The sequence below is a fragment of the Ruegeria sp. AM5 genome, from assembly GCF_056540645.1.
The window spans coordinates 1-21667 of record NZ_JBQFXC010000020.1; the positions used below are offsets into that span (position 1 = coordinate 1).

19 protein-coding genes are annotated in these 21667 nt (G+C 51.9%); 4 read left to right on the forward strand and 15 right to left on the reverse strand.

All coding sequences use genetic code 11. The features are described 5' to 3' along the window. Window positions 1-274 precede the first annotated feature (274 nt). Window positions 275-856 (forward strand): hypothetical protein, encoded by a 582-nt coding sequence (locus tag ACR0AH_RS20585; protein WP_480593550.1) that lies wholly within the window; start codon window positions 275-277, stop codon window positions 854-856. 47 nt (window positions 857-903) lie between these two features. Here the strand turns inward: ACR0AH_RS20585 and ACR0AH_RS20590 are convergent, their stop codons facing one another. Together ACR0AH_RS20590 and ACR0AH_RS20595 are read right to left on the reverse strand one after the other, a co-directional pair. Further along, on the reverse strand, window positions 904-1218 hold the full coding sequence (locus tag ACR0AH_RS20590) for a DUF3291 domain-containing protein (protein ID WP_480593552.1): 315 nt from the start codon (window positions 1216-1218) through the stop codon (window positions 904-906). Further along, entirely contained in the window at window positions 1169-1963 is a 795-nt protein-coding gene (locus ACR0AH_RS20595; RefSeq protein ID WP_480593554.1) for an SdiA-regulated domain-containing protein, read from the reverse strand. The genes ACR0AH_RS20590 and ACR0AH_RS20595 overlap by 50 nt, the downstream gene beginning before the upstream one ends. A 354-nt stretch (window positions 1964-2317) precedes the next feature. On the opposite strand from ACR0AH_RS20595, the gene ACR0AH_RS20600 reads away from it, so the two are divergent. Beyond that, window positions 2318-3076: a DUF4956 domain-containing protein gene (locus tag ACR0AH_RS20600; protein ID WP_480593555.1), complete on the forward strand. Its 759-nt coding sequence runs from the start codon at window positions 2318-2320 to the stop codon at window positions 3074-3076. Here ACR0AH_RS20600 and ACR0AH_RS20605 read toward each other — a convergent pair whose 3' ends face one another. The 7 genes from ACR0AH_RS20605 to ACR0AH_RS20635 form a co-directional block, all read right to left on the reverse strand. After that, a complete protein-coding gene (locus ACR0AH_RS20605) occupies window positions 3077-3946 on the reverse strand; it encodes a metallophosphoesterase family protein (RefSeq protein WP_480593557.1) in 870 nt (289 codons plus the stop codon). A gap of 61 nt (window positions 3947-4007) precedes the next feature. Beyond that, window positions 4008-5441: a hypothetical protein gene (locus ACR0AH_RS20610; RefSeq protein WP_480593558.1), complete on the reverse strand. Its 1434-nt coding sequence runs from the start codon at window positions 5439-5441 to the stop codon at window positions 4008-4010. Between the two features lie 784 nt (window positions 5442-6225). Continuing rightward, window positions 6226-6399, reverse strand: coding sequence for a hypothetical protein (locus ACR0AH_RS20615; RefSeq protein ID WP_170334800.1), 174 nt, complete (start codon window positions 6397-6399; stop codon window positions 6226-6228). A 400-nt stretch (window positions 6400-6799) separates the two neighbouring features. Beyond that, a complete protein-coding gene (locus ACR0AH_RS20620; protein WP_480593559.1) occupies window positions 6800-7414 on the reverse strand; it encodes a hypothetical protein in 615 nt (204 codons plus the stop codon). Between the two features lie 129 nt (window positions 7415-7543). Continuing rightward, window positions 7544-9070 (reverse strand): alpha/beta fold hydrolase, encoded by a 1527-nt coding sequence (locus ACR0AH_RS20625; protein ID WP_480593560.1) that lies wholly within the window; start codon window positions 9068-9070, stop codon window positions 7544-7546. Window positions 9071-9399: 329 nt separating this feature from the next. After that, window positions 9400-9699, reverse strand: coding sequence for a hypothetical protein (locus ACR0AH_RS20630; RefSeq protein WP_170657928.1), 300 nt, complete (start codon window positions 9697-9699; stop codon window positions 9400-9402). Window positions 9700-10063: 364 nt separating this feature from the next. Continuing rightward, window positions 10064-10348, reverse strand: coding sequence for a hypothetical protein (locus ACR0AH_RS20635; RefSeq protein WP_480593562.1), 285 nt, complete (start codon window positions 10346-10348; stop codon window positions 10064-10066). Between the two features lie 806 nt (window positions 10349-11154). Between ACR0AH_RS20635 and ACR0AH_RS20640 the strand changes: the two genes are divergently transcribed. Further along, window positions 11155-11994, forward strand: a complete 840-nt coding sequence (locus tag ACR0AH_RS20640; RefSeq protein ID WP_480593563.1) for an SDR family NAD(P)-dependent oxidoreductase — start codon at window positions 11155-11157, stop codon at window positions 11992-11994. A 271-nt stretch (window positions 11995-12265) separates the two neighbouring features. On the opposite strand, the gene ACR0AH_RS20645 is transcribed toward ACR0AH_RS20640, so the two are convergent. Beyond that, entirely contained in the window at window positions 12266-12886 is a 621-nt protein-coding gene (locus ACR0AH_RS20645) for a TetR/AcrR family transcriptional regulator (RefSeq protein ID WP_480593565.1), read from the reverse strand. 171 nt (window positions 12887-13057) lie between these two features. Between ACR0AH_RS20645 and ACR0AH_RS20650 the strand changes: the two genes are divergently transcribed. Next, a complete protein-coding gene (locus ACR0AH_RS20650) occupies window positions 13058-14452 on the forward strand; it encodes an aminotransferase (protein ID WP_480593567.1) in 1395 nt (464 codons plus the stop codon). Window positions 14453-14516: 64 nt separating this feature from the next. Here ACR0AH_RS20650 and ACR0AH_RS20655 read toward each other — a convergent pair whose 3' ends face one another. The 5 genes from ACR0AH_RS20655 to ACR0AH_RS20675 form a co-directional block, all read right to left on the reverse strand. After that, entirely contained in the window at window positions 14517-16085 is a 1569-nt protein-coding gene (locus ACR0AH_RS20655) for a trimethylamine methyltransferase family protein (RefSeq protein WP_171231071.1), read from the reverse strand. Window positions 16086-16110: 25 nt separating this feature from the next. Further along, on the reverse strand, window positions 16111-17310 hold the full coding sequence (locus tag ACR0AH_RS20660; protein WP_480593569.1) for an aromatic ring-hydroxylating oxygenase subunit alpha: 1200 nt from the start codon (window positions 17308-17310) through the stop codon (window positions 16111-16113). An 8-nt stretch (window positions 17311-17318) separates the two neighbouring features. After that, window positions 17319-19385, reverse strand: coding sequence for an oxidoreductase (locus ACR0AH_RS20665; RefSeq protein WP_480593571.1), 2067 nt, complete (start codon window positions 19383-19385; stop codon window positions 17319-17321). A gap of 94 nt (window positions 19386-19479) precedes the next feature. Then, on the reverse strand, window positions 19480-20535 hold the full coding sequence (locus ACR0AH_RS20670) for an extracellular solute-binding protein (protein WP_170576840.1): 1056 nt from the start codon (window positions 20533-20535) through the stop codon (window positions 19480-19482). Next, window positions 20532-21647, reverse strand: a complete 1116-nt coding sequence (locus ACR0AH_RS20675; RefSeq protein ID WP_480593573.1) for an ABC transporter ATP-binding protein — start codon at window positions 21645-21647, stop codon at window positions 20532-20534. Before ACR0AH_RS20675 ends, ACR0AH_RS20670 begins: the two co-directional genes overlap by 4 nt. Window positions 21648-21667 lie beyond the last annotated feature (20 nt).

Here is a 21667-nt window from a genome sequence, read left to right on the forward strand (position 1 = left end):
CAATCTCTTCGGGCTTCGGTCGCTTGTTTGCCATTCGTGGTCCTCCGTTCCCTAAACATAACGGTGGACCAGATCAGTTGGGGAGGCTCAGGCCCTAGCAGAAGCGGTCGAAAACCCAATAAAATATGACCTTCGCACATCTTCAGAAGTTCTGAATTCGGTAGCGGAACTAAGAGGGAAGCGTGCTCATACCCTGCGGAACCCTCTCGAAGCATACAAGTGGCTAAAAAAGAGATTTCCTGACGTAGAAAAAGAGAGACCAGCTTGGCTAGGTATGACCCTGGTCATGTTTTTAATGAAAATAGAAGAACTGGATCCGACCACTGCTGAAAGACTTGCGCCCCAAGTCTTCGGCGGACAAATGAGACAAGTGCAGTTAAAAGCCGAGTTCGACCGGCTCCGACAGGAGCGAGCAGAAAAACACTCGGATGCAAATCTTTCAAAACTATCCTCTCCTCAACGCGCGCAGATTTTTGACCAATCTGTTTTCTCTTTCCTCAGGCAATACGGACCCAAGATGTTCGGGTCCGACAATGCCGAGCTAAAAGACGGAAGAAGCCTGGGTTCATTGTATCCTGACTACGTCATCGAAGTTGACGGGAAGCCCAAAGTAGCGGTCGAAATAAACGCGCACAGGACAAGAGTAGAAAGACAGTTCGCAATAAATACACTTGGCTATCTTTGGCTCCTTCGGAGACTTGTACCAGAGGCGCTCTTAGTCGTACCTCAAGACTCTGGTTATGACCTGAAGCATCTGGCAAAGCTCCGAGATGAAATTGGTCTTGATGGAATTCGTTTCGCAACATTACCAGAAGCTGGAGCCAGGCGTTTTGAAGACTTGGTGGTTCAGGAGTAAGCAAAGGGTTAAGGATAGTCGATCCAGGTTTATAGTCACTGAGCTGCTTATCTAACAACCGTATCTTTGCCAGTTGCAATGTCGTAAGCCTCCGGACTTGGCCCATCTGTTCTCAACCGAAGAAGTTTTTCCTTTCCTTCTGTCAGGCTCGGGATATGGCCAGCCCGGATTGGCCAGATATTCGTCTGTCGAGTAGCAGCCCAAACCGGACATTCGATACTGGAATTCGCAACTCCCGAGATGCAGGAGGAGGTGGCCATTTCGTTTTTCTGCAATTGAATGCGACAAGCCAGTGTGAGTTTCTTACGGTTGTCAGATTTGCGGTAAAACAAATGCGTATAGGCGTGACTTTTTGCCATCATCGGTCAAGATGTAAAGAACGCCCCCACTTTCATCCAAAGCTATCCCCTCAGGGTTCTTCACTTCCTTTACTTCGTCCTTTTTGGAGAAAATTAAGTCGATAGTTTTGACCGTCAGAACTTCAGGATCAAAAACGAATATTCGGCGCCCTTCATCGCTGAGTATCCATAAAGACTTGGTCTTGTCGGACCAGGCGATCCCGCTGATGTCTAATTCGTCATCGTCGGCACGAGATGAAACGAAACCAGCCTCAGCTGTTAAAGGAACTGCTCCAATAATCTCATCAATCCCCGGGGAAATGATGAGCAGTAATCTTGGTTGACCCTCAATGACTACGAATACTCGCCCAGAGTCTTGATCTACAGTGATCCCTTCCGGTCCCTTGTTCAAAGGGTTCTCAGCAAGCATTTCAGCAACTTTGCCGTAGCCCCTGAGCGAAGAAATTGGAGTAGAATTGACTTTGATTGGGTCTGTAGGTTGGACCGTTACGATAGATCGGTCAGTTTCTTGTAACAGCAACACAGACCCATCCTTTCTTCCAGCGACACCTTCCAAATCTGTGCCCAGATATTCTGGAAGTTTGAACGAACTCTTTAGTTCTCCATTTACTCCTAGAAGGTGCAGCTTCGATACTTCATCGCTTACTGCCCACAAGAATCCATCAACGCTGGAAAGCGATAACCCAGATGGCTCAGAAAAGCCCTCTGATTTATCTGCCACTTTGTAAGACTCAATGAGTTCCAACATATCAGTCTGCGCGCTCACTGGGCTCGTTAACGCCAAAGTGGTGGCGACGACAGCAAGGCTCGCGCAAATTACCTTCGCTACTCTTCGTTTGTGCCGATCATTTGGCTGGTTCATTCGAGATAAATCTGCGTTCGTTTGGACTTAGTTCATACTCGATCAAAAATCGATGTTGTCCAACCTAACACAGTATTTCGCGGAAGTATGATGTTTGACCCCGCAAGGCTTTACCGGAACTAAATTCATAAGGTTGAATTAATCTATGGTAGTGCGGCTTAATCGCGAGGTGTGGAGCGATTAAGCCAAGTTACTCACTACAGAGCGACTATTCGACGATTCAGCGGGAGGGAAAGTCTGTTGAGTAAGCTATTTTCGATTGCATCGGTCCTTTTGGCGGTGCTGTTACCTAGTGTTAGCTATTCTCAGATCGATCCTGCTTCCATGCTTGCGGGAACGTCCGAGTCAGAGATAGTGATTGAACGAGGCTGGACCCAGTTTCGCGGCAAGCAGGAGCTCTACTTCTTCACGCTAGACGTCATCGTAACGATCATTTTGACCGCTTTGATTGTTTATCATCCCGTACGACGTAAAGCACGCAGAAGTGTCAGCGATCTGGTTATGCCCAGACTGTTCTTCCTTTACGCGCTAATTGGAATGGCTGTGGGATTCCTGGTAGTCCAGCACGGGTCAATGATTGGTTTCGTTATTTTTGGCATCGGTGCGTTGCTCAGGTTCCGCTCCAATCTGGATGATCCGGTCGATACAGTCGAAATGATAATAGTAACGGTTCTAGGTCTTGCCGTCGGTTTGGGCTTACCGCTGATGGCTACACTGGTGGCGATTGTGTGTTGGTGCTTCATTTGGCTCGGAGGGCGAAACAAGGGCGTGGAAGTTTCGCTCAAGGCTTCAGATGAAGAACACTCATTGAAAGTCAGCGGAGACATTGAAGCCATGGCCGCAGACGCTGGCTGGAAGCTGGTCAGAAAACACCACGTCCCCGGAAAGTCTCGCGTCTCATTGCTTTTCATCACCTCGGGAGGGCTTTCAGAAGCCCGAATCGAAGAGATGATAAATGATCTGGTCCCTGAAAAAGTTGAGCTGAAACTTAACCTCTAGTCATTTCACAAGGTCTAAACGTTTCAACACCGCGTTCGGGGATCTGATCTCTTTCGGAAGCGACTTGAAGTTTACCGACCTTTCGAAATCAGGGCCTCGATATACTGCTATCCCAAACTCTCCGTTTGGCTGGAACGTAACATGAGTGAAGCTGTGAGGTGATCTGGCTTTTGAGCCGATAAGCCGTCGCGGGCCACCTCCCAAACAAGCTTGGGAGACGTAAGCTACACCGTCTTTCCAACCGGGATAGAAAGCATGATGGTGGCCTGACAGATGCAGAACGACACCGCTTTCCAAATAGATTTTTTCAAGTGTTGGATCACCAATGATTTCGCGTTCGCGCTGGATTGCGAACGGCCAAAGCGGGAGGTGACTGAAAGTGACAATCGAATCTCCGTCTGAACCCAGTTCCTTTAGCCGGTCCTGCTGGTCACCGGATAGCGGCCCTAGGGTTGTAGCATCCAAAGAAGCAAACGTTATGCCCTGCATCTCAAATGCATAAAAGAACGGGTAGTCATCTGAAACCAGGAAATCGACGTCTGGTTTTCTCGGAGTCCATTCCTCTGCGTATATTTTTCTTTCACGCTCGAACCCACGGTACGCAGAGGCATCATGGTTTCCTGGCGTGACCGCAAATGGAATGCCGGCAGCCTCTAAAGGATCTGATACGGCCTCGTGAAACGCCTTCCACATCTCCCTGACCTGTTTATCGGACAAGTTGGGAATGCGCTGTCCCGCAACCATATCTCCGGTCGAAATAACCAGATCTGGATCAATCTCGATTATGCGCTCAATCGCTTTGTCGACGCGGGCATCGTATCTTACCGAACCATAGCTTCCGTTCAGATCCGATATGACGATGACATCCAATGCCGCCGCTTTGCAGGCGACCAGAGCGGTCCAAATGATTGCCGAAAAGAGCGTAGAAAGCTTACGGGTCACTACAGTTCACGGCCTCCACTTCGGTGTCGTTTCTCAAAAAGAATGCGACAGGATCCAAGTCGAACATCAAATCACCACTAGAACAATTGCTCTGGAGGATGGACGTTGCCAGCGCAGTGTTTTTGACAACTTGTGCAATCTGACTGCCTGACAACCCAAAGCTTTGCGATAGCCAGTCATAAACCGGGCCTTGCGTTTGCAGGTCACTATTCAATGTAACCAAGCGCCGGTACGTGCTTGGAGAAAAGTGGCGCGTTTTCTCCAGCATTTGAGTAGATTTCGCGAAGTTGGCATACTCGACCCGCCCCCCAGCATCGTTGTCGTTTAGATTGCTTCGACGGATCAAAAGCGCGTTGGCAGGAACATCTCCATCCTTTGGCTGATGTTGCTTCGCTTTCTTATGCTTCAGCTTTCCGTCTTCGACCCAATACCAATATGGTGTGAAGTCTATGTTGCCTACGCGGTCCTGCTGGCTAAAGATGAAATCGAGGAGAACAATCTCGGTAAGTTCTTGCATCCAAAATGCCATCTGTTGGTCGCTGACATCGGGGCCGAGATCCTTGTTGATCATCCGGTCTTTTCGTCCTTCTCTGACGCCCTCTGCGATTGCCTCTGACAATGGTTTTGAAGAACGCAAAGCCAAGAAAGCGGGGGTTTCCTGAAAATCACGGTTTTGTCCTTTTCCCCAACCAGATTTGCGGGTGCCGTTGATTTCTGAGCCATATCGATGCCCAGGGCTGTCAAGCAGAACACCATATATTTGCGTTCGATCTGCGGTGAATAGATCATCGGTCGGTTGGTATGAGTCCGGGTCCGCATCTGCGGCTGCGAAGACCCGCCAGCCTTCATGGTTCATGCGCCCGCCGTGAGATCCACCAGAAATCGCAAGGCCAGGCTCTGCGACCTCGGAAAAATGCGCCTGGGCGTCCATGCTACGCCAAACGGCGACTGGAACTTTGACAGTCGCGTCGAAATATCTGGAGAAATGATAGTAAAGCAGCGACGAGGTTGAAAACGTTCCACTGGTGCCCTTTTGGTTCATGGTGGACTTGAATTTAGCCACCCTGTCCTTGGCCAGATCTTTTGCTGCCTTCCCCTCTTTGCAGGCGTTTCTCTCGAATTCAGAACGGTTCCCCACGTAAGGTCCTTCCGAAATATCGTAGACGGCCATTCCTGGGCTGGTGCTCCAGGTTTTCGGGCAAATAGCAATTTCGGAGGCATAAAAATCGATCTCGCAATAGGCAGTTTCTTCTTCAAGATCGCTGTTCTTGTACTCGCCCGTTGGAACTTTTTCGATCCGAATACAGCGTTCAGTAATGCCGTTGGGACTATCAAATGTCGTGGCTTCACCTAGAACATCGTCGCTCGCCCACAAGACAGTGGGTGCAATGAGAGCAAGTGACCCCAGAAGATTGAACTTCATTTGGATAGTCCTCCCGGTATCATTTAGGGCAAATCGCTGCCTGTTGTTCGGTGGAGATTTTCAACTTTGGGTCGACACTGAAGTTGGAGAATTTTGAGTCGATCCACTGGTCGCACCCGCCCGAACATGGGGCCCCGTTTCGGGCATCATTCCAATATTCCTTGGCCCTTTCTTCTGTCCAACCGCAAAACTGAACGAGCGCCATCGCCGACAATGCACCTGAGGAATGAACCCCCCACATACAGTGCACCAGAACAGGGCCCTTTCCTGGGTTTTCAATCACCTCGTGTATGGACGCCATGACAGCACCGGGTCGGGAGGATCTGGCGCTTTGATAGTCAAAGGATCCGTTTCCGCAACTGGTGCGACCGTATTCAGTGTTTTTACCAAAGTCGGCATAGAACCCGGTTGAAAACCCTTCACCGCACAGAGTTTCGCGTTGACCTTCACTTAGGCCCGTTCGCTCCTTGTCGCCGCCCTTGAAACCAGAGCGATACAATACTCCGCTTAAGACCGGGCGAAAGAAAGCGACGCCATCGACGCCTCCGTCACCACCCTTTGAGAGCATTTGACTGTTGCTTGGGCCGCCGTTTCGACTGGTCACGTCAGAATTGGCAGCGGTTGCGAGAACACCAATGAATATGAGGGACATCAAAAACCGCATGCCAGCTCCTTCCTATTCTTGAGCACTTGATGGTTACACTCTTCCGTCCTGATAAACTCTCGGAAGGGCTGGTTCACGATAACCATTTCAAGTGGGCGGTTAACTTAACGTTGTGAAACTTTAAATGGGCCACACCAGGTTGATGATAACGACGACCACGAAGTAGGCTAGAACAACTTTCCAGTTCCATTGGTGTTTGTTTTCTTCATTGATCACCCCCGCCGATTTCAATGCCATGTTTGTGATAACTAGAGCGGCAATGATGACTGCCGCATGTGCCAGGTCGAAATGCAAGTGTGAGCTCCTTCTTTCAGATTTGGGATCGATGGAAATGTGTCAGCAGTCACCTGATGGCAGCATAGCTACATCTGAGTACCTTCCCTCGGATGTCGTGATCCGAGCACAGGCACCGCTTTCTTTGTTAAACCAGTACGAGGTCAGCCCTTCGCTTCGGATGAGTTCAAACCCGAGACTTTGAATACCCATTTCAGCTTGGCCCGCGCTTGCCCCTTCAAATGAAGAAAGATCGCTAGAGCTGCCCACAGTAGGTGCACTTGCATCTACCGAACCGCTGCTCCCATCGCATGCTGCAAGCGCAGAAATGCACATTGTGCCTATCACCAATAGCACTTTGGATTTCATCTGTTTTTCCTAGCATTTTGGGGGATACGTTTTGGGGTTTCTAGTCGATCACTTATTCAATTCCGAAAATTACGTTGTAGCTGACGGAAGAGTTGCTGCGATTGATAACCTCCACAACATGATCACCAGATTGCCAAAGCTGTCCTCGATACTCCTTGTCCGCCGACATCAATCCCAACAGTTCAGAACCATCGGGGTTACGAATAACGTAGTCCAAGGAGCCATTTCGCGGAGCAACGCGGACGTAGAGGAACTGTTCGTTTTTCGCACCGAGAACATATTGCTGAGAGGCGCCGGGCGCGAGTTCACCAACTAGTTCGGCGCCGGTGGAGCCAGCATCGAATTTGACACGTTGGCTACCGGTAGAACCGGCGGCGCCTGCCATTGCTCCACCGCCATCATCCATCGCTTCGACAACCGACATCTCGCCGATGCTTCCATCCTTGTACGCGATGCAGCGCCAAAGTGTTCCACCTGCATCACGTAGCATAACGAGCGTACCAGCTTCCGAGAACTGTGAGCTTTCTATCGTACCGGATTGACCGTCTGGTCCTCCCACCTGCCGCAAGTGGTCAATACACGCATCGTCGGCTTCTGATATTGCAAAAGCAGTTGTACCCGCGATTGCGAAGACGGGTGTAAGGAGTTTGAGTATCTTGAGCTTCATCAGTTGGCCCCTGTTGAATGATCATTATAGTTTCGTTTGGCCCAAGGTTGTGGCGGGCATATTTCTGACTTCAGATTTGCCTTTCTCTGTTGCTTAGCTTCCAAATGAAGATCACCGTGTCCCGAATTTCTAATCCCTCGACAAAGACCCATCTGGTAAAACGAAGTTCACTGGCTCAAGTTCGTTTAGGCAGGGCGCAGAAACCACGTTTGAAACGTCGGCGAGAAACTTGACCACAAGTGAAGCCGCGCAACGGTTGAATTCCCCAATCTGGACATGCGTCCCAGACGGAAAAACAAACTGTTGCGCGTTCGGTAGAGACTCCTCGACCTTGTCGGCAAGGATTGCTGGTGTTCTAGCATCCAATTGGCCTGTCAGTATCAGCGTCGGAACGTCGGCTCTGAGCGGCTCATCTGTATCAGGCGAAAGCTCTGGAAGCGCCAAAGTTTCACAGGCAGTCTTGTACTGTTCACCCACCAACCCAGAAAACAACGAAGCATATTCACTCGTGTCAGGTGTTGTCTTGACGTCTTCGGTAGATTTGACCGGATCTTCAGAACAGACGACTGTGAAGTGCATCAACGACGCAAGACTGCCAGCAGGTGTGTCCCTGGCTTCCAGCGCTGCTTGTCCGATGATTGGGCCGAGCCCCTCCGACAAGCTTGCCCGACCATCGGCAAGTAAGAGTGTCAGTATGGCCGGTAGACTGCCAACTGAGATCTGACCGCTTTGCCGCTCAAACACAAACTCAACGAAACTTTGCTTGGAGATGCTGAAGGTTAAAGTCTCTGTCTCGTCTTTCGGGTTCGCATAGGTTATTGGGATCGGGCCCTCTTGAAAGAGATCAATTCCCTCTTGAATCAGAGAAAGCAGATCGAACTCTGCCGCGCATTTTGGCTCAACGGAACACTGCGTTGCGAGTTGCCCAATCGAGAAATCTACGCCAATCGCCCGGTTTTCCGCCCAATTTTTGGTCGTCGGTGTTTCTGCGCCGTCAAGTATGAGAGCTTCAAGGTTGTGGCCGAACATACGAGCATAGTGTTGCGCCAGAAGAGTTCCATAAGACGCACCATAGACGGCGATTTTTTCGTATCCGAAGGCTTCGCGAGCAGCGTCTAAATCCTGTGCCATTTGCAAGCTATTGAATTTGGTCAAATCAATACCGTCAGCTTCAGCATCAGATTTGCAAGTTTGAATAGCGTCACGAAGCCAATTGGTTGTATCTGATTTGGTTTTGTCTTCCACAACAGCACGCCACGGCAGACGATGGAAGGGTGTGCAATCCAAAGAAGGTACACTGTGTTTGGAACCGCGCTCTTCTAGGATAAAGATATCTCGGGTCGCGACCAACGGGCCGAGCATTGGGTCTGAGAAGACGGCGTAAATCCCTTCAGTCAAAAGCGAGGATCCGGGTCCGCCTGAAAGCATAAACACTGGCGGATCTGCCGCTTCCCTTTTTTGGGAGACACGGACGAAAGGTAGGCCAATTAAGTCATCGTTAGGATAGGAGCGGTCCCGTGGAACATAAAACGTGCCGCAAGACACATCCGACGCAATTTCTGCTTCATCTGGGACGGGTACAACGCAGGGACCAGGAACAATCTCAAACGCACTTTGCGCGAATGCTGATCCGCTCAAAACGATCATCGTCAACATGCCCAATGTGCACATCAAACGCAGCTTGCCGACAGTGGATAGAGCAAATTGGTAACAAACAGTAGGTTTCAGAGTCCTGCTGCTCATCAGGTCATGGTCCGTACGGCCATACTAAATTCAGCAGGAAGACAACAACGGCCATCGCGACAACTACTTTCCAGTTAAACTTGCGACGTTCCTCTTCTTTAATGATCCCTGTCATTTGAAGTACAAAGAGTGTTGCCACTAGTAGTAGTACGGTGACGACTGCATGTGCCAAGTCAAAGTGCATTCAAAAAGTTCCTTTCTTTTAGAAATCAATCCCTTCTTTGAACTAGGATCAGGGGATTTCACTTCGCTTCTCTTAACTTTGACAGAAACTCATCGCATGCCTGTGCGCTACCGACGATCTCGCCCGTCGCTTCAATTCCTTGCAGTGACGCCATCTCGGAATTAACGCGATTGAGGATCTGATCCGCTTGCTCGGCGGTGATCAGGTTCTCGGCTTGTGCTCCTTTCAATGTGGTGCAGACACCGGCGGACAAGCCTGTCGCAACGCCGACACCCACCGCGGCCCCGCCACCCAAGGTCATCGCCCCAACCACGCCCAGGACGAGCCCGATCACAATTCCCAAGATCAATTTTCCCATGTTTTCCTCCCTTTTGGTGAGACAGAGCTCCGCCTTCACTTCTGACGCCAACCGCGTGCCCATCTGCAAATTAAGACCAATGCCAACAGGTTGAGTGCGGGTGCAATCGCTGCGAACCACGGTTTGACTGGCTCTGAAACCAAGTCCGATACAAGTATCCAAGGCAATCCCAACGGCAAAAGGAACACCCCAGACAAAGGGTCTCTTTCTTGTTCAAACCAGCCAAATGTACCCGTCAAGAACACAAACAAAGCCAGCAGGTAAAAGATCGCGAATACGATGGTGGTTATTCTACAAACCAAGTCGAACTTTCCGAAGAGTAAGCCAGTGCTGCGCAGCCGTGTTCAGCTACGCAACGGACTGGTCATAGTGCGCCTTCGTCGCCCAAGAACTCGATACCAGCTGTCGCGCCATCACTGTAGGCAATGCAATTCCAAGGAGCACGATCCTCGCCAACGCCGACGGTTACTTGTGTTCCCGCCTCGCTAAACGCAGACGACAGCACCACGACTTGCGAATTGTTTGTCGTATTGGCGACATCACGCAGACATGCCTGTTGAGCAGGAGTGAGTTCTGATGACACAGTCGAACTGCCAGTATCTTCACATGCTGCAACTGTCAGAGCCCCCAACAATACAGTAGTGGGCATCAAAATTTTCTTCATTGTTCTTCCCTCGTTGGTTCCGCCTAGTATTAGGTCAAAGACTCAGGACAAAATCAACAATTTGATTATGTTACTATCTGGGTGACCTATGCTCAAAAAGCTTTGTAGAGTCTGCTTTCTGCGCATCGCAGACCTTCGCGAGAATCCAAGGTTCCTTAGGGAGGCCCTTTGTGGGATTGAGCAATGCAAAGGGCCATAACCGCGACGACTAAGCCATAAACTGATTGAATTCGTCGCTAATGCAGACAAACGCGTAGCGCAAAACTATGGGCGAACTACGCAAACTTATGGGGTGCGCGAAGTGTTATGCGCAAACCTACACCCGCTGTAGGGACGCGCATAACGCTTCATTCCTATCATTGATTTTATTCAGAAAATCTGGGTGTCGTCGCCCATAATTTTGCACAGCAATTGCGCATAAGTTTGCACGATTTGCCCATAAGTTTGCACGGTTCACCATACGCGCTCAATTTTCGATTGACTTAGCTTAGCTCGATCAACTGGAACGCACCAAACTCAATCAAAAGTGCATTCAAATTGGCAAAACTCAACCCATACCACACCTAGGTAGTAAAAATTCCGAAATGAAGTGGACAAGAGAGGTATGGAAGACCCTGTCATTCCGACAAGCTTGCAAACGGAAAAGGCAACCGAGGTGCTATTCACCGCCTACGATATGGAAGGTATGATGAAGCTGAAAACTAACGTGGCCAACGCTGCCTAATACCATCAGGCAGGTTTGGATTTTTCGGACCTTTCGATCCAAGACAGGCTTAGGAGGAGCTTGGCCGATGACACACCCCGCATTTACCTCAGACTCTGTGGCCGTGATCACCGGGGGTGCTTCCGGCATTGGCCTCGCCGCCGCAGTGAAGTTCGCGCAAATGGGAATGCGCATTGTTGTTGTTGATCGAGACGCCGAGAAACTGGCGGCCGCGGCAAACATAGTGTCGGCCGTTGGCGCGGCCGATGTTATGACGTCTGAGACAGATGTCCGTGATCGTGCGCAGTCAGAGGCGTTGGAGCGGATGGTGGCAGACCGCTACGGAGGGACAGATATCCTGATGAACAATGCCGGTGTCGGAGGCAAATCATCGACCATTGGGGACGCTGCGGCTTGGGACAATATGCTGGGTGTAAACCTGTGGGGTCCGATCCACGGCACCCAGGTCTTCGCGCCAAACATGATCGCCCGTGGCAGACCAGGCGCAATTATCAATACAGGGTCCAAACAAGGCATCACGACCCCGCCAGGTAACCCGGCTTACAATGTCTCAAAGGCGGCTCTCAAAGCCTTTACCGAGGCACTGTCCCACGAGCTCAGAACGGGTCCAGGTCATCAGATTACCGCGCATCTACTGATCCCTGGATTCGTCTATACCGGCATGATCTCCGCGCCCGAGAAGCCTGCATCTGCCTGGACCGCTGAGCAGACTGTCGACTTCTTTGTCGAAAGCGTGAACCGCGGGGATTTCTACATCCTCTGCCCCGACAATGACGTTTCACGCGACACTGATGAGAAACGCATCGCTTGGAGCGCTGGAGACATCATTGAAAATCGCCCACCTCTTAGCCGATGGCATCCAGACTATAAGGAAGCGTTCGCGGACTTCATGGCGAAGTCTGGCTGATAATCGCCATAGCCCAAAAATCATGACGAGTTGACGATTGAAGACTGCCGGCAGCTTTACCGGTTGTCGGCAGCCTGAGTTCTGAACAGCCAAAAAGTTCGATATGATGAAACAAATGGTTTTCAGAATGCTTCTTGACGTAGCGGCGCTGAACAAGCTGCGGCTTGTTCCGGCTCTCAGGGCTGAGAAGCGCGGCGTGTCAATTATTTTCCGGCGGTTAACTTCGGTAGAATTGTTGGCCGTTGTCCTGATCCTGTTTGCAACGGCGACCCTAACCAGTACTACAGCACCTCTCGTCAATCTCTGACGTCTTAAAGTGTTTAGGAAACATCGACTGCAGCACAAACAGGCAGATCTTCAAAGCCTCCGAGGGTTTGAAAATATCTGAGTGCAAATGGTAGTCGGTCCAAAGCCCTTCCAACAAAGCAACCAACGCGTCTGTTGCAAGTTTGGCGCTTGCGTCCTCGTACTCGCCTTCGCGCTTTATTTGTTCCAACAACTCCAGGATCACCGCGCGGAAACCTTTGTCTCGCGAGTCGATAAAAGGAAATATGTGAGGGTTTGAGTGCGCTTCAGCCCGAAAGGAAAACCAGATCGCGACGTCCCGCGCATTAAGGACCAAAGGGTCGAAATCTGCCCTTATGATAGAGATTAGCTTGTCTGCCGGGTCTAACTCTGGATGGACTGCAATGGCCTTCCACTGCTCCGCGTAGCGGACTGACAACTCCTCAGCCACCGCAAGAAGCAGCTTTTCCTTGGAACCAAAGTGTAGGTTGACCATCCCTAGCGATAATCCCGACAACTCTTGGATTCTTGCCGAAGTTGTTCCGCGTATTCCGTATCTATAAATGGCGTCCGCAGCCGATTGGATCAGCAGCTTTCGGTTCTGCAATTTACCCAGATCTCGGGCATTGGTTGGGGTATCACGCTCGAGAGTAATCTTATTTCTCCTTCGCTGGGTTAGTCGCCTTTGTCTTCTCGCATTTAGCAATACGACAGTTCAAGGATTGACATTGAATGAATGCTTGTTCATTTTGTGACTTATATTACATTAAGGTGCTGCATGACCCTTTTCAACTCCGACTTTCGGTCCATACGAGAATGGGACAACGAACATTTCCTTCACCCGTGGGAAGGTATGTCACACCTTGGTCAAAATGAACGAACCTTTGCCGAAAGCGGACTTGGCGTTCATGTCGTCACAGAGGACGGAAAGCGCCTGATAGACGGCCCTGCTGGCATGTGGTGCGTTCAATTGGGCTATGGAAACACCGAGATTGCCGATGCTATGGCTCAGCAGGCGAAAGAGATGGCGTATTTTTCGCCCTTCAACAACGCCAACTCAACTCCGGCCCGTTTGGCACATGAAATCGCCAAGAGAACGCCGGGAGATTTGAACCATGTATTCTTAACGACCGGTGGTTCAACGGCCGTGGATAGTGCGCTGCGGTTTGTACAGTTCCGCAATAACCTGCTGGGAAAACCTCAAAAGAAAATCGTGATATCGCGACAGAAAGCTTATCACGGATCGACTTATCTGGCGGCGTCAGTGTCCGGAAAAGAGCGCGACAAAGGTTGGCTGGACCAGGCAAGTCACCTGACGCGTTTCCTACCGAATGTGAATCCGTATACACGTCGCTCCGATCAGACGGTCGACGATTTTCTGGACGAAAAAATAGCGGATCTGGAAAACATGATCCTGCAGACTGGAGCAGACAAAGTCGCCGCTTTCATCGCAGAACCGATCCTGTGCTCTGGAGGCGTCATCGTGCCGCCGCGGGGGTATCATCAGCGTTGTCTTGAAATCTGCCGGAAGTACGATGTCCTTTACATTTCAGACGAGGTCGTCACCGGGTTTGGGCGACTTGGGCATTGGTTTGCATCCGAAGACGTCTTTGGGATTAAGCCCGACATCATAACCTGCGCCAAAGGCATGACGTCTGGGTACGTACCCATGGGGGCTTGTATCATCTCTGACCGGCTGATTGCAGATGTAAGCGGAAATAATGCACAGAACGCTACGTTTTCAAACGGCTTCACTTACTCAGGCCATCCAGTGAGCGCGGCGGCAGGCCTGAAGACGATTGAAATCATGGAGCGCGACGGCGTTCTGGAACATGTCCGTGCAATCACGCCGCTCTTCGAAGAGCGCCTCCAGGCGCTGGCAGATTTGCCGCTCGTCGGTGATACGCGCGGCATGGGGCTGGTTGGCTGCGTCGAATGTGTTGCAGACGCAAAAGCAGATAATGCACTGGACCTAGATAAATCTGTCGGCGCCCTGATTGATCATCATTGTCAGGAGAACGGGTTGATCCTGCGGCCGATTATCAACATGTGCGTGTTTTCCCCACCTCTGATCATTACGGAAGGTGAGTTGAGCCAGATGTTCGACATCCTTGAAAAAGGTATCCGGCTGGCAACCGAAGACCTAAAGCAGCAGGGTACGTTTAAACCTTAGGAAACACCTCGGCGCGCAATCGCAATTTTCATGGTCGCGATACCTTCGCTTAAGTGCGCTGCGTTTACCCTGCCCGCATCACCTCTGGTGGCAATTTGATCGGGAACTTGGACCGAACCTCCGCATCCGCCTTGCTGCCAAAATAGTTTGGATAGTGATTGGACAGAATATCGTTCACGACTGACCGGCTCCGTTCAAACATATCCTGACGACCGGCTTTTTCCCAAGTATCGGTTAGCTCCCGATCCATCAGGGTTGGATAGACATACTCAGTCTCCATGTATTGCAAGGTCTGCGTGTTGCCGAGGAAATGACCGGGATCAATTGCACATTCGTGGATGACGTCGACCGACAGTGTGTCGTCGCTCACCTCGATACCACGCAGGGTTCGTGAGATCATGCCCGCTGCCTCGTTGTCGATGACCATGGACTCAAAGCTGCAACCCATCAGGCTGCCAAGCATACCGCCAAATTCGCAGAGCCTGTTGGCCCCGGCATGGGCCGCCAATGCGAAAGTTAACGCCTTTTCCAGACCGTATTGTGCGTCAGGGATCTTGGAATCCGTCATGCCGCAACCGACGCTGGTCGGGAGGTTGTAGAAATTGCCCATTTGGATAGCTGCCGCGGATATCAACGCCTGCTCACCACTGCCACCCGTGAATGAACCAGTTCGCAGATCAGTAATAAACGGCCAAGCTGCAAAGACGACGGGGGTGCCCGGGTTAATCAGATTGGCAATTGCGACGCAAGATAGGGTCTCGGCTACGGCTTGCGCCAAAGTCCCGGCCAGAGGCGCAGGCGACGTCGCCCCAGCTTGTGGCGGAACAGCCAAATCGCAGACAAGCCCCATCTTCGCTGTATCAATCAGGATCTCCAAGTTTTCCCGCCCAAACCGGAGCGGGGATACTATGGGACAACCGCCAAAAATGACCGAGGGTTTCTCGAGGAATTTACCCTCGCCGCCTGATGCCAGATCGAAAAGATGGATTGCGTCCTGAATGTGCTCTCGGGTGCGGAACGTCAGACAAGATGGTTTTTCGCTACCCGCCAGAATGGCGTAGAGCATGCTCATGTCGTGCTCGTAGTCCTGCGGCACATCCGTTGCCAGAACTGTATCACCGGTCATGTGGATGTTGTCGAGCCGGTCAACCAATCGGGTAAAGTCGTAAATGTCTTTGAGTGTCGACGGCCGGTAACTGCGAGTTTCCGCATTAAACGTTGTCACAGCGGTGCCGGAGTTCGCATAGTACACCTTGTCTTTGGTGCAGTGCATGTCATCCTTACCGGCCCGTGATCCGCGTGCATGGACATAGAACTCACTGGCCGCCTTAGCCAAAAGATCTTCCATCAACGCGCGAGGGAAGCACAGTCTACCATGCTCGTTCACCGTCGCCCCTTTAGGCAGCACGAGATCAAGAACTTCCTGCGTTGGATCACCGACGCCCGTACGCTCCAGAATGCTAAGGGCGGCCTCGTGAATATTTGACATGTCAGCATCTGAAAGGGGCTTGTAGCGCCCCCCCGAAATGCCCGGCCAGATTGCTTGCGAAGCGACGTTGCTGGTTCGCACGGCTGCACGTGCTTCGCGCCCACCCCCGCGCCGTCTTGATCTGCGCTTCGTTAATTCTGTCATAGTATTTCTCCGAATTCTGAGCTTGTCAGATCATGCTGAAGTAATTTCGATAGAAACCCGGAATACTCCATTCCATCTCGGACAGCGGTCCCGGCACGAAGCGGTGGGAGTTCACGCCCTCTTGGTTGTGACGGATGATCCGCTCATCATCGAGAGACGTGACATGCCAGAGCCATATCAACGCGTCCTTATCGTAGTCACGACCCTCTTCTGCGTCGCCGCGCACATACCAGACGATCTGAATATCCGTTTCCTGCAGCGCGCGTGGGACGAACCGGTAGCCAACCACGTGATCTGCATAAACAAGGAAGTAGTTCAGCGTCCCGATCCCCAGATCGGTGGCACCGCCATCGTGACCTTTCAGTTCACCCAAAGGCGGCGCCAGCGAAGCGCCATCCTTACTACCGGTCAAATAGCCGGGAAACAGCGGGTAGCGGCGCCAATAGACATCTGCACCCGGGGCGAGCGCGTTATCTCCGGTCAGGTCCAGCTCCTCAACGGGCACTCCGGCTTCTTTCATCCGCTCATGAAGTGCGCCGCTGAACTCCAGAACCTGAGCGGGGTCTTTCAACGAGTGACTGCGTGAATAATCCAGGTGGGACGGCGCGCAGTGATAGCATTCCAGGTAATTCTCCAACGCCAGTTTCCAATTTGCTGGAACCGGGTATGAGGCTTCATGAGCGACCTTCAGGTTTTCAAATTCGAACGGTTTTGACAGTGGGGCCAACTGCACCAACGCAGCATCTAGCGGCGGGGCGTCTTCAGCTGCGCAGACAAAAATCAGACCTTGGAATATCTTCACCTGAACCGGGAACAATCCGTATTGGCCCGGGTCGAAATTCGACCCCATTGAACGCCCGTTTCGTAGCTTGCCGTTCAGATCAAAAGTCCACGCATGATAGGGGCAGATGAAATTGCGTGCCTTGCCTTTCCGTTCAATGCAAACCCGCGATCCCCGGTGGCGGCAAACGTTCAGATGCGCGCGCACCTCACCTTCGCGATCCCGAACGATGATGATGGACTCGGGCCCATAGTCGAACAGGAAATAGTCCCCCGGTTCTGCGACCTGACTAACATGGCCGACCCAGATCCAGTTACGGTTCCAGAACGCGCCGATATCGTTCTCGTATACTGCTTGAGACGTATAGAAGTGACGAGGCAGGGCGAACCCTTCCTGTTGCGCGTCCATCAAATCGCGCATTACTTGCAGGTCATCTTTTGGCATTGCGCACCTCATGCAGATTCAAGGGAAATGACTTCCCGGCGGAAGAACTCACGGTCGATGTCGTCCGCGTTACGTTCGAAATTCCGGGCAGCCATGTGACCCGAATATACAGCATCCGCGATCAAGCCGGGGTTTGCGGCATCTCCGATTAATTCCAACGTTTTCAGCGGACTTGCTGTCAAACCGCAAAGCTCGTCGTAAAGAGTGGTTTCTCGCATTCGCTGCGTCACCAGTACCACGGAGCTGCATTCAATGGAGTTCTCTCGCCCCGTGTAGACGCACTGCAATGTCGCCTGGCCGGGCGCGACACCGGCCAAGGTCTGGGACAGGTTCAGACGAACGCCTTTTTTCAACAGACTGCGTTGCACTTTAGTCTGCTCCAACGTCAATTCGGTAAACGGCGAAACTATTGAGGCCGGCGTTACAAAGACAACCTCTCGCCCAACCTGAGCCAAATGATCAGCCAAGACTCCACCGAGATAGGCTTGATCATCATCGTAGACCACAATCGGGCCGTCCTGCGGCATGACTCCGGCCACAATGTCATCCGGAGTGAAAATCTGAGAACCTAAACCGATTGGTGCACCGTGAAATGCAGATTTCCCGCGCCCGTCTCGCCGCCATTTTGCGCCGGTTGCAACAAAGACGTTCGGTATTCCCAACTCGATGACCTCACTGGCTGACAAACGGCTGTCGGTGAACAGTTGAACGTTCCCGCGTTGTTGGAGGTCGTAGATTCTGTGATCTGTCACGCGCTTCCAAGCGGATAGCCCGGTCAGGGCAGCTTCCTGCATCACACGGCCGCCGAACTCTTGCTTTGCTTCCGCCAGAGTTACCTCGTAGCCCCGCCGCGCCAATTGCATGGCGCATTCAAGTCCGGCTGGTCCGCTGCCGACAACAAGCGCGGCTTCCTCGTTTACCCGACGCTCAATGATCTCAGGATGCCATTTCCTCCGCCACTCTTCACCCATAGTCGGGTTTTGGGTGCAGCGTATTGGGACGCCTAGAGAGTCGGATGAAACACAGATATTGCAACCGATACATTCACGTATTTCTTCGATGCGATCTTCCCTAATTTTGTTGGGCAGAAACGGATCGGCGATGGATGGTCGCGCCGCGCCGATAAAATCAAGGATGCCCTTCCTGACCAGTGACGCCATCAAGTCCGGCGACGTAAGACGCCCGACGCCCACAACAGGCTTAGAAGTCACCTGTTTCACGAACTCGATATATGAGGTCTGAAAGCCGTCGCGGGGCTCGAACCGAGTCGTCGCAGAGTCGTTGCTCCAATCCGCCACATTAACATCCCAAAGGTCTGGAAGCTGGGCCAGCAATTCGACTACTGCACGGCCTTCTTCCTGCGCTTGCATCCCCTCTGACCCGAGCATTTCATCAACCGCAAACCGAAGGGCAATGGCGCAATCATCTCCAACCTCTTCCTTGGTTTCTTCCAGAAGCTCGCGAGTCAGTCGCACCCGGTTCTCCAACGAACCTCCATATTCATCCGTCCGATCATTGAACTGTGGCAGCAGAAAATGATGAGGCAATGTCATGTGATGCCCCGCATAGACATACACAATGTCGAACCCGGCTTCGCGCGAGCGACGAGCCGCCGCGCGATGCCACTTGCGAAATTCTCGAATGTCAGCCTTGTCCATTGCCCTTGCCTGTTTCGGGTATGGAGTCTGCAAGACAAGTTCTGATGGGGCCAGCAGAGGCGCTCGGGTCAGGTGGTTTTGGGCATGGTGCCCGTTATGCGCCAATTGGATTGCCGCGAGCGAGCCCTTCTCATGAATTGAGTTGGTTATCAGACGCAGTGCAGGAATATCCTGATCGTCCCAAATTCGGTTTTCAGAATAAGGAGACAAATCTGAAGTCGGATGAATCTCGGCCTCCTGAGTGGACACCACCGCCCAACCGCCCTCGGCTTTCATCGCCCGCATGGCAGCTTCGGCCTGAGGTCGCAAATGACCCAAACCATTGCAGTGGGGCACCTGGTAGAACCGGTTTCGAGCCGTTACTGGCCCGATCTTGACCGGTTCGAAGAGAACAGAATATTCGTCAGCGCCTGACATTGCCGCGCTTCCTCCAAGGAAATTGGAAATTGGTTCGTGGGAATGGAAGGATTTCTACGTCCCTACCATTCCCGGCTGTGTTGTAAGAGTGCCCTTAGAAGCCAGCTTTGATGCGCTCGAATTCCTTCAACATCTTGGCCTCCAGCTCGGGGTTAACAGCGTCAAAGAACAGGCTGCCTTCAAAGAAGCTGTCCACATCCGAAAACCCGTAGGTTTCGATCAGCTCTGGATCTGCCTGTGCAAAAGCGTCTTCGTTGGCGTGGGCGTAACCCCAGCTTTCAATGATGTATTTACCGCTTGCCGCAGAGCTGAGCGCGTTCAGCATGTCATAGACTTGCTCATCCGACTGCTTGGCAGATTTCAGATGCACATAACCGCAAACCCAAGTTGCGATACCTTTGTCTACATCACGCATCATGACCGCTGGCGTTTCGTTCCAGATCAGGTTCAGTTCCGATTGGTTCCATCCCCAACCCAGCGTGACCTCACCGCTGGCAATTGCCTGATCCAGTTGGCCGGCGTCAGACCAATAAAAGCGCACGTTCGGATGAATCGCGCGCAGGTAGTCCGCCGCTTTTTGGAATTCCTCGTCACTCATATCGGTATAGCTGGAGGCGCCGGTTGCCAATGCCGCCATTGCAAAGGCACTGGAAGCGGCGTCCGGAATGGCGACTTTGCCCTGATATGCAGGATCGGCAAGCAATTGCAGCGAAACGTCATCTGCCGAAATCATATCTGTTCGATAGATAAGACCAGTATTGCCCCATTCGAACGGAACCATGTAGGTCTGCCCATCAATGGTGATGCCATCGACCTCTTTGATCTTGGGCATCAGCTTGTCCCAGTTTTCCAGCTTGCTGGTGTCAATCGGCTTGATCATGTCTGCCGCTACCCACTTTCTCAGGGCATCCGTGCAGGGATGGGCCAAATCAGCTTCAAAACCGGACTGAAGCTTTGTGAACGCTTCTTCCACGCTGCCAAAATAGGTGTAGCTAGGCGCGCCGCCGTACTTTTCGACATAGTCGCCGTAGAAACCCTGATCCTCATATCCGGACCAGTCAAAAACGGTCAGATCAGCGGCGTTCGCCAGAGCTTGGCTGGCGGCAAAGGTGGCAACTACTGCTGCCATAAGTGGTGCTGTTTTACTCATTTGTCTCCTCCCAAAGATTCACGTTTACCCAAGTCAATTACCGAGGCGCTTTGAACGCCAAGCCAGACGGTATCGCCGCGCGTGTGATCGACCGTGTGAAAGTAGTTTGGTACTGCGACGGCGATACTGTCTTTCAGACCATCGACGCGCACATAGTAGTGGACACTCTCTCCATAAAAGGCGACGTCCGAAACCTCGCCCTGAACAAGAGCATCGTACCCATCCGGCTTTTCCGCACTGATTTCCAATTGCTCAGGACGAACGCCCACAAGAAGTTCCTTGTCATGCACCTGGACGTTGGGGTTCACCCCGATTTCCATCTTCCCAAAGCCCTTAACGTTGACTTCGAGAGTTTCAGCATTCTCTGAAGTCACTTCGGCATCCAGAAAGTTCATTCCACCGATGAAAGAAGCCACTTCCCGGTTACACGGTTGGGAATACAGGACCTCTGGCTTATCCACCTGCTTGAGCTGCCCCGCAAACATGACGCCAATACGGTCGGACATGGTCATCGCCTCGTACTGGTCATGCGTGACCATTACAAAAGTTATTCCAAGCTTCTGCTGAAGACGGCGCATTTCCAATTGCATCGCTTCGCGCAGATTTTTGTCCAACGCAGATAACGGCTCATCTAGCAGTAAAACCTTGGGTCGCATGACGAGCGCGCGGGCGAGCGCTACTCGTTGCCGCTGACCTCCCGATAACTCGTTAGCCTTGCGGTCCTGTAGGCCGCCAAGCTCAACCATCTCAAGCGCCTCGGCAACGCGTTCTTTGATTTCCTTCCGCGAAAGCTTGGTCTTGCGTAATCCGAAGCCAACATTGTCGCCGACATTCAGGTGCGGAAAGATCGCATAACTTTGGAACACCATATTGGTGGGACGCTTGTTTGCAGGCACCTCTCCCATCGTTCGACCATCGATCCGGATCTCGCCTTCTTCGTGGTCTTGAAAACCCGCGATGATGCGCAAAGCCGTTGTCTTACCGCAGCCCGAAGGGCCAAGCAGCGAAAAGAACTCACCCTCTTTCAAGGTCAGGTTCAGATCGGACACAGCCACAAAGGAACCAAAGCGTTTTTCGACGCCCTGAATTTCGATGATATTCTGTTCGCTCATCTTATTCGTTTCCTTTGGCT

Coding starts and splice junctions, on each gene's coding strand:
- ACR0AH_RS20635 (WP_480593562.1), bottom strand. CDS start 10,348: ATGCCCACTACTGTATTGTTGGGGGCTCTGACAGTTGCAGCATGTGAA.
- ACR0AH_RS20625 (WP_480593560.1), bottom strand. CDS start 9,070: ATGTTGACGATGATCGTTTTGAGCGGATCAGCATTCGCGCAAAGTGCG.
- ACR0AH_RS20590 (WP_480593552.1), bottom strand. CDS start 1,218: ATGATGGCAAAAAGTCACGCCTATACGCATTTGTTTTACCGCAAATCT.
- ACR0AH_RS20595 (WP_480593554.1), bottom strand. CDS start 1,963: ATGTTGGAACTCATTGAGTCTTACAAAGTGGCAGATAAATCAGAGGGC.
- ACR0AH_RS20610 (WP_480593558.1), bottom strand. CDS start 5,441: ATGAAGTTCAATCTTCTGGGGTCACTTGCTCTCATTGCACCCACTGTC.
- ACR0AH_RS20670 (WP_170576840.1), bottom strand. CDS start 20,535: ATGAGTAAAACAGCACCACTTATGGCAGCAGTAGTTGCCACCTTTGCC.
- ACR0AH_RS20675 (WP_480593573.1), bottom strand. CDS start 21,647: ATGAGCGAACAGAATATCATCGAAATTCAGGGCGTCGAAAAACGCTTT.
- ACR0AH_RS20640 (WP_480593563.1), top strand. CDS start 11,155: ATGACACACCCCGCATTTACCTCAGACTCTGTGGCCGTGATCACCGGG.
- ACR0AH_RS20655 (WP_171231071.1), bottom strand. CDS start 16,085: ATGACAGAATTAACGAAGCGCAGATCAAGACGGCGCGGGGGTGGGCGC.
- ACR0AH_RS20665 (WP_480593571.1), bottom strand. CDS start 19,385: ATGTCAGGCGCTGACGAATATTCTGTTCTCTTCGAACCGGTCAAGATC.
- ACR0AH_RS20630 (WP_170657928.1), bottom strand. CDS start 9,699: ATGGGAAAATTGATCTTGGGAATTGTGATCGGGCTCGTCCTGGGCGTG.
- ACR0AH_RS20650 (WP_480593567.1), top strand. CDS start 13,058: ATGACCCTTTTCAACTCCGACTTTCGGTCCATACGAGAATGGGACAAC.
- ACR0AH_RS20660 (WP_480593569.1), bottom strand. CDS start 17,310: ATGCCAAAAGATGACCTGCAAGTAATGCGCGATTTGATGGACGCGCAA.
- ACR0AH_RS20620 (WP_480593559.1), bottom strand. CDS start 7,414: ATGAAGCTCAAGATACTCAAACTCCTTACACCCGTCTTCGCAATCGCG.
- ACR0AH_RS20585 (WP_480593550.1), top strand. CDS start 275: ATGACCCTGGTCATGTTTTTAATGAAAATAGAAGAACTGGATCCGACC.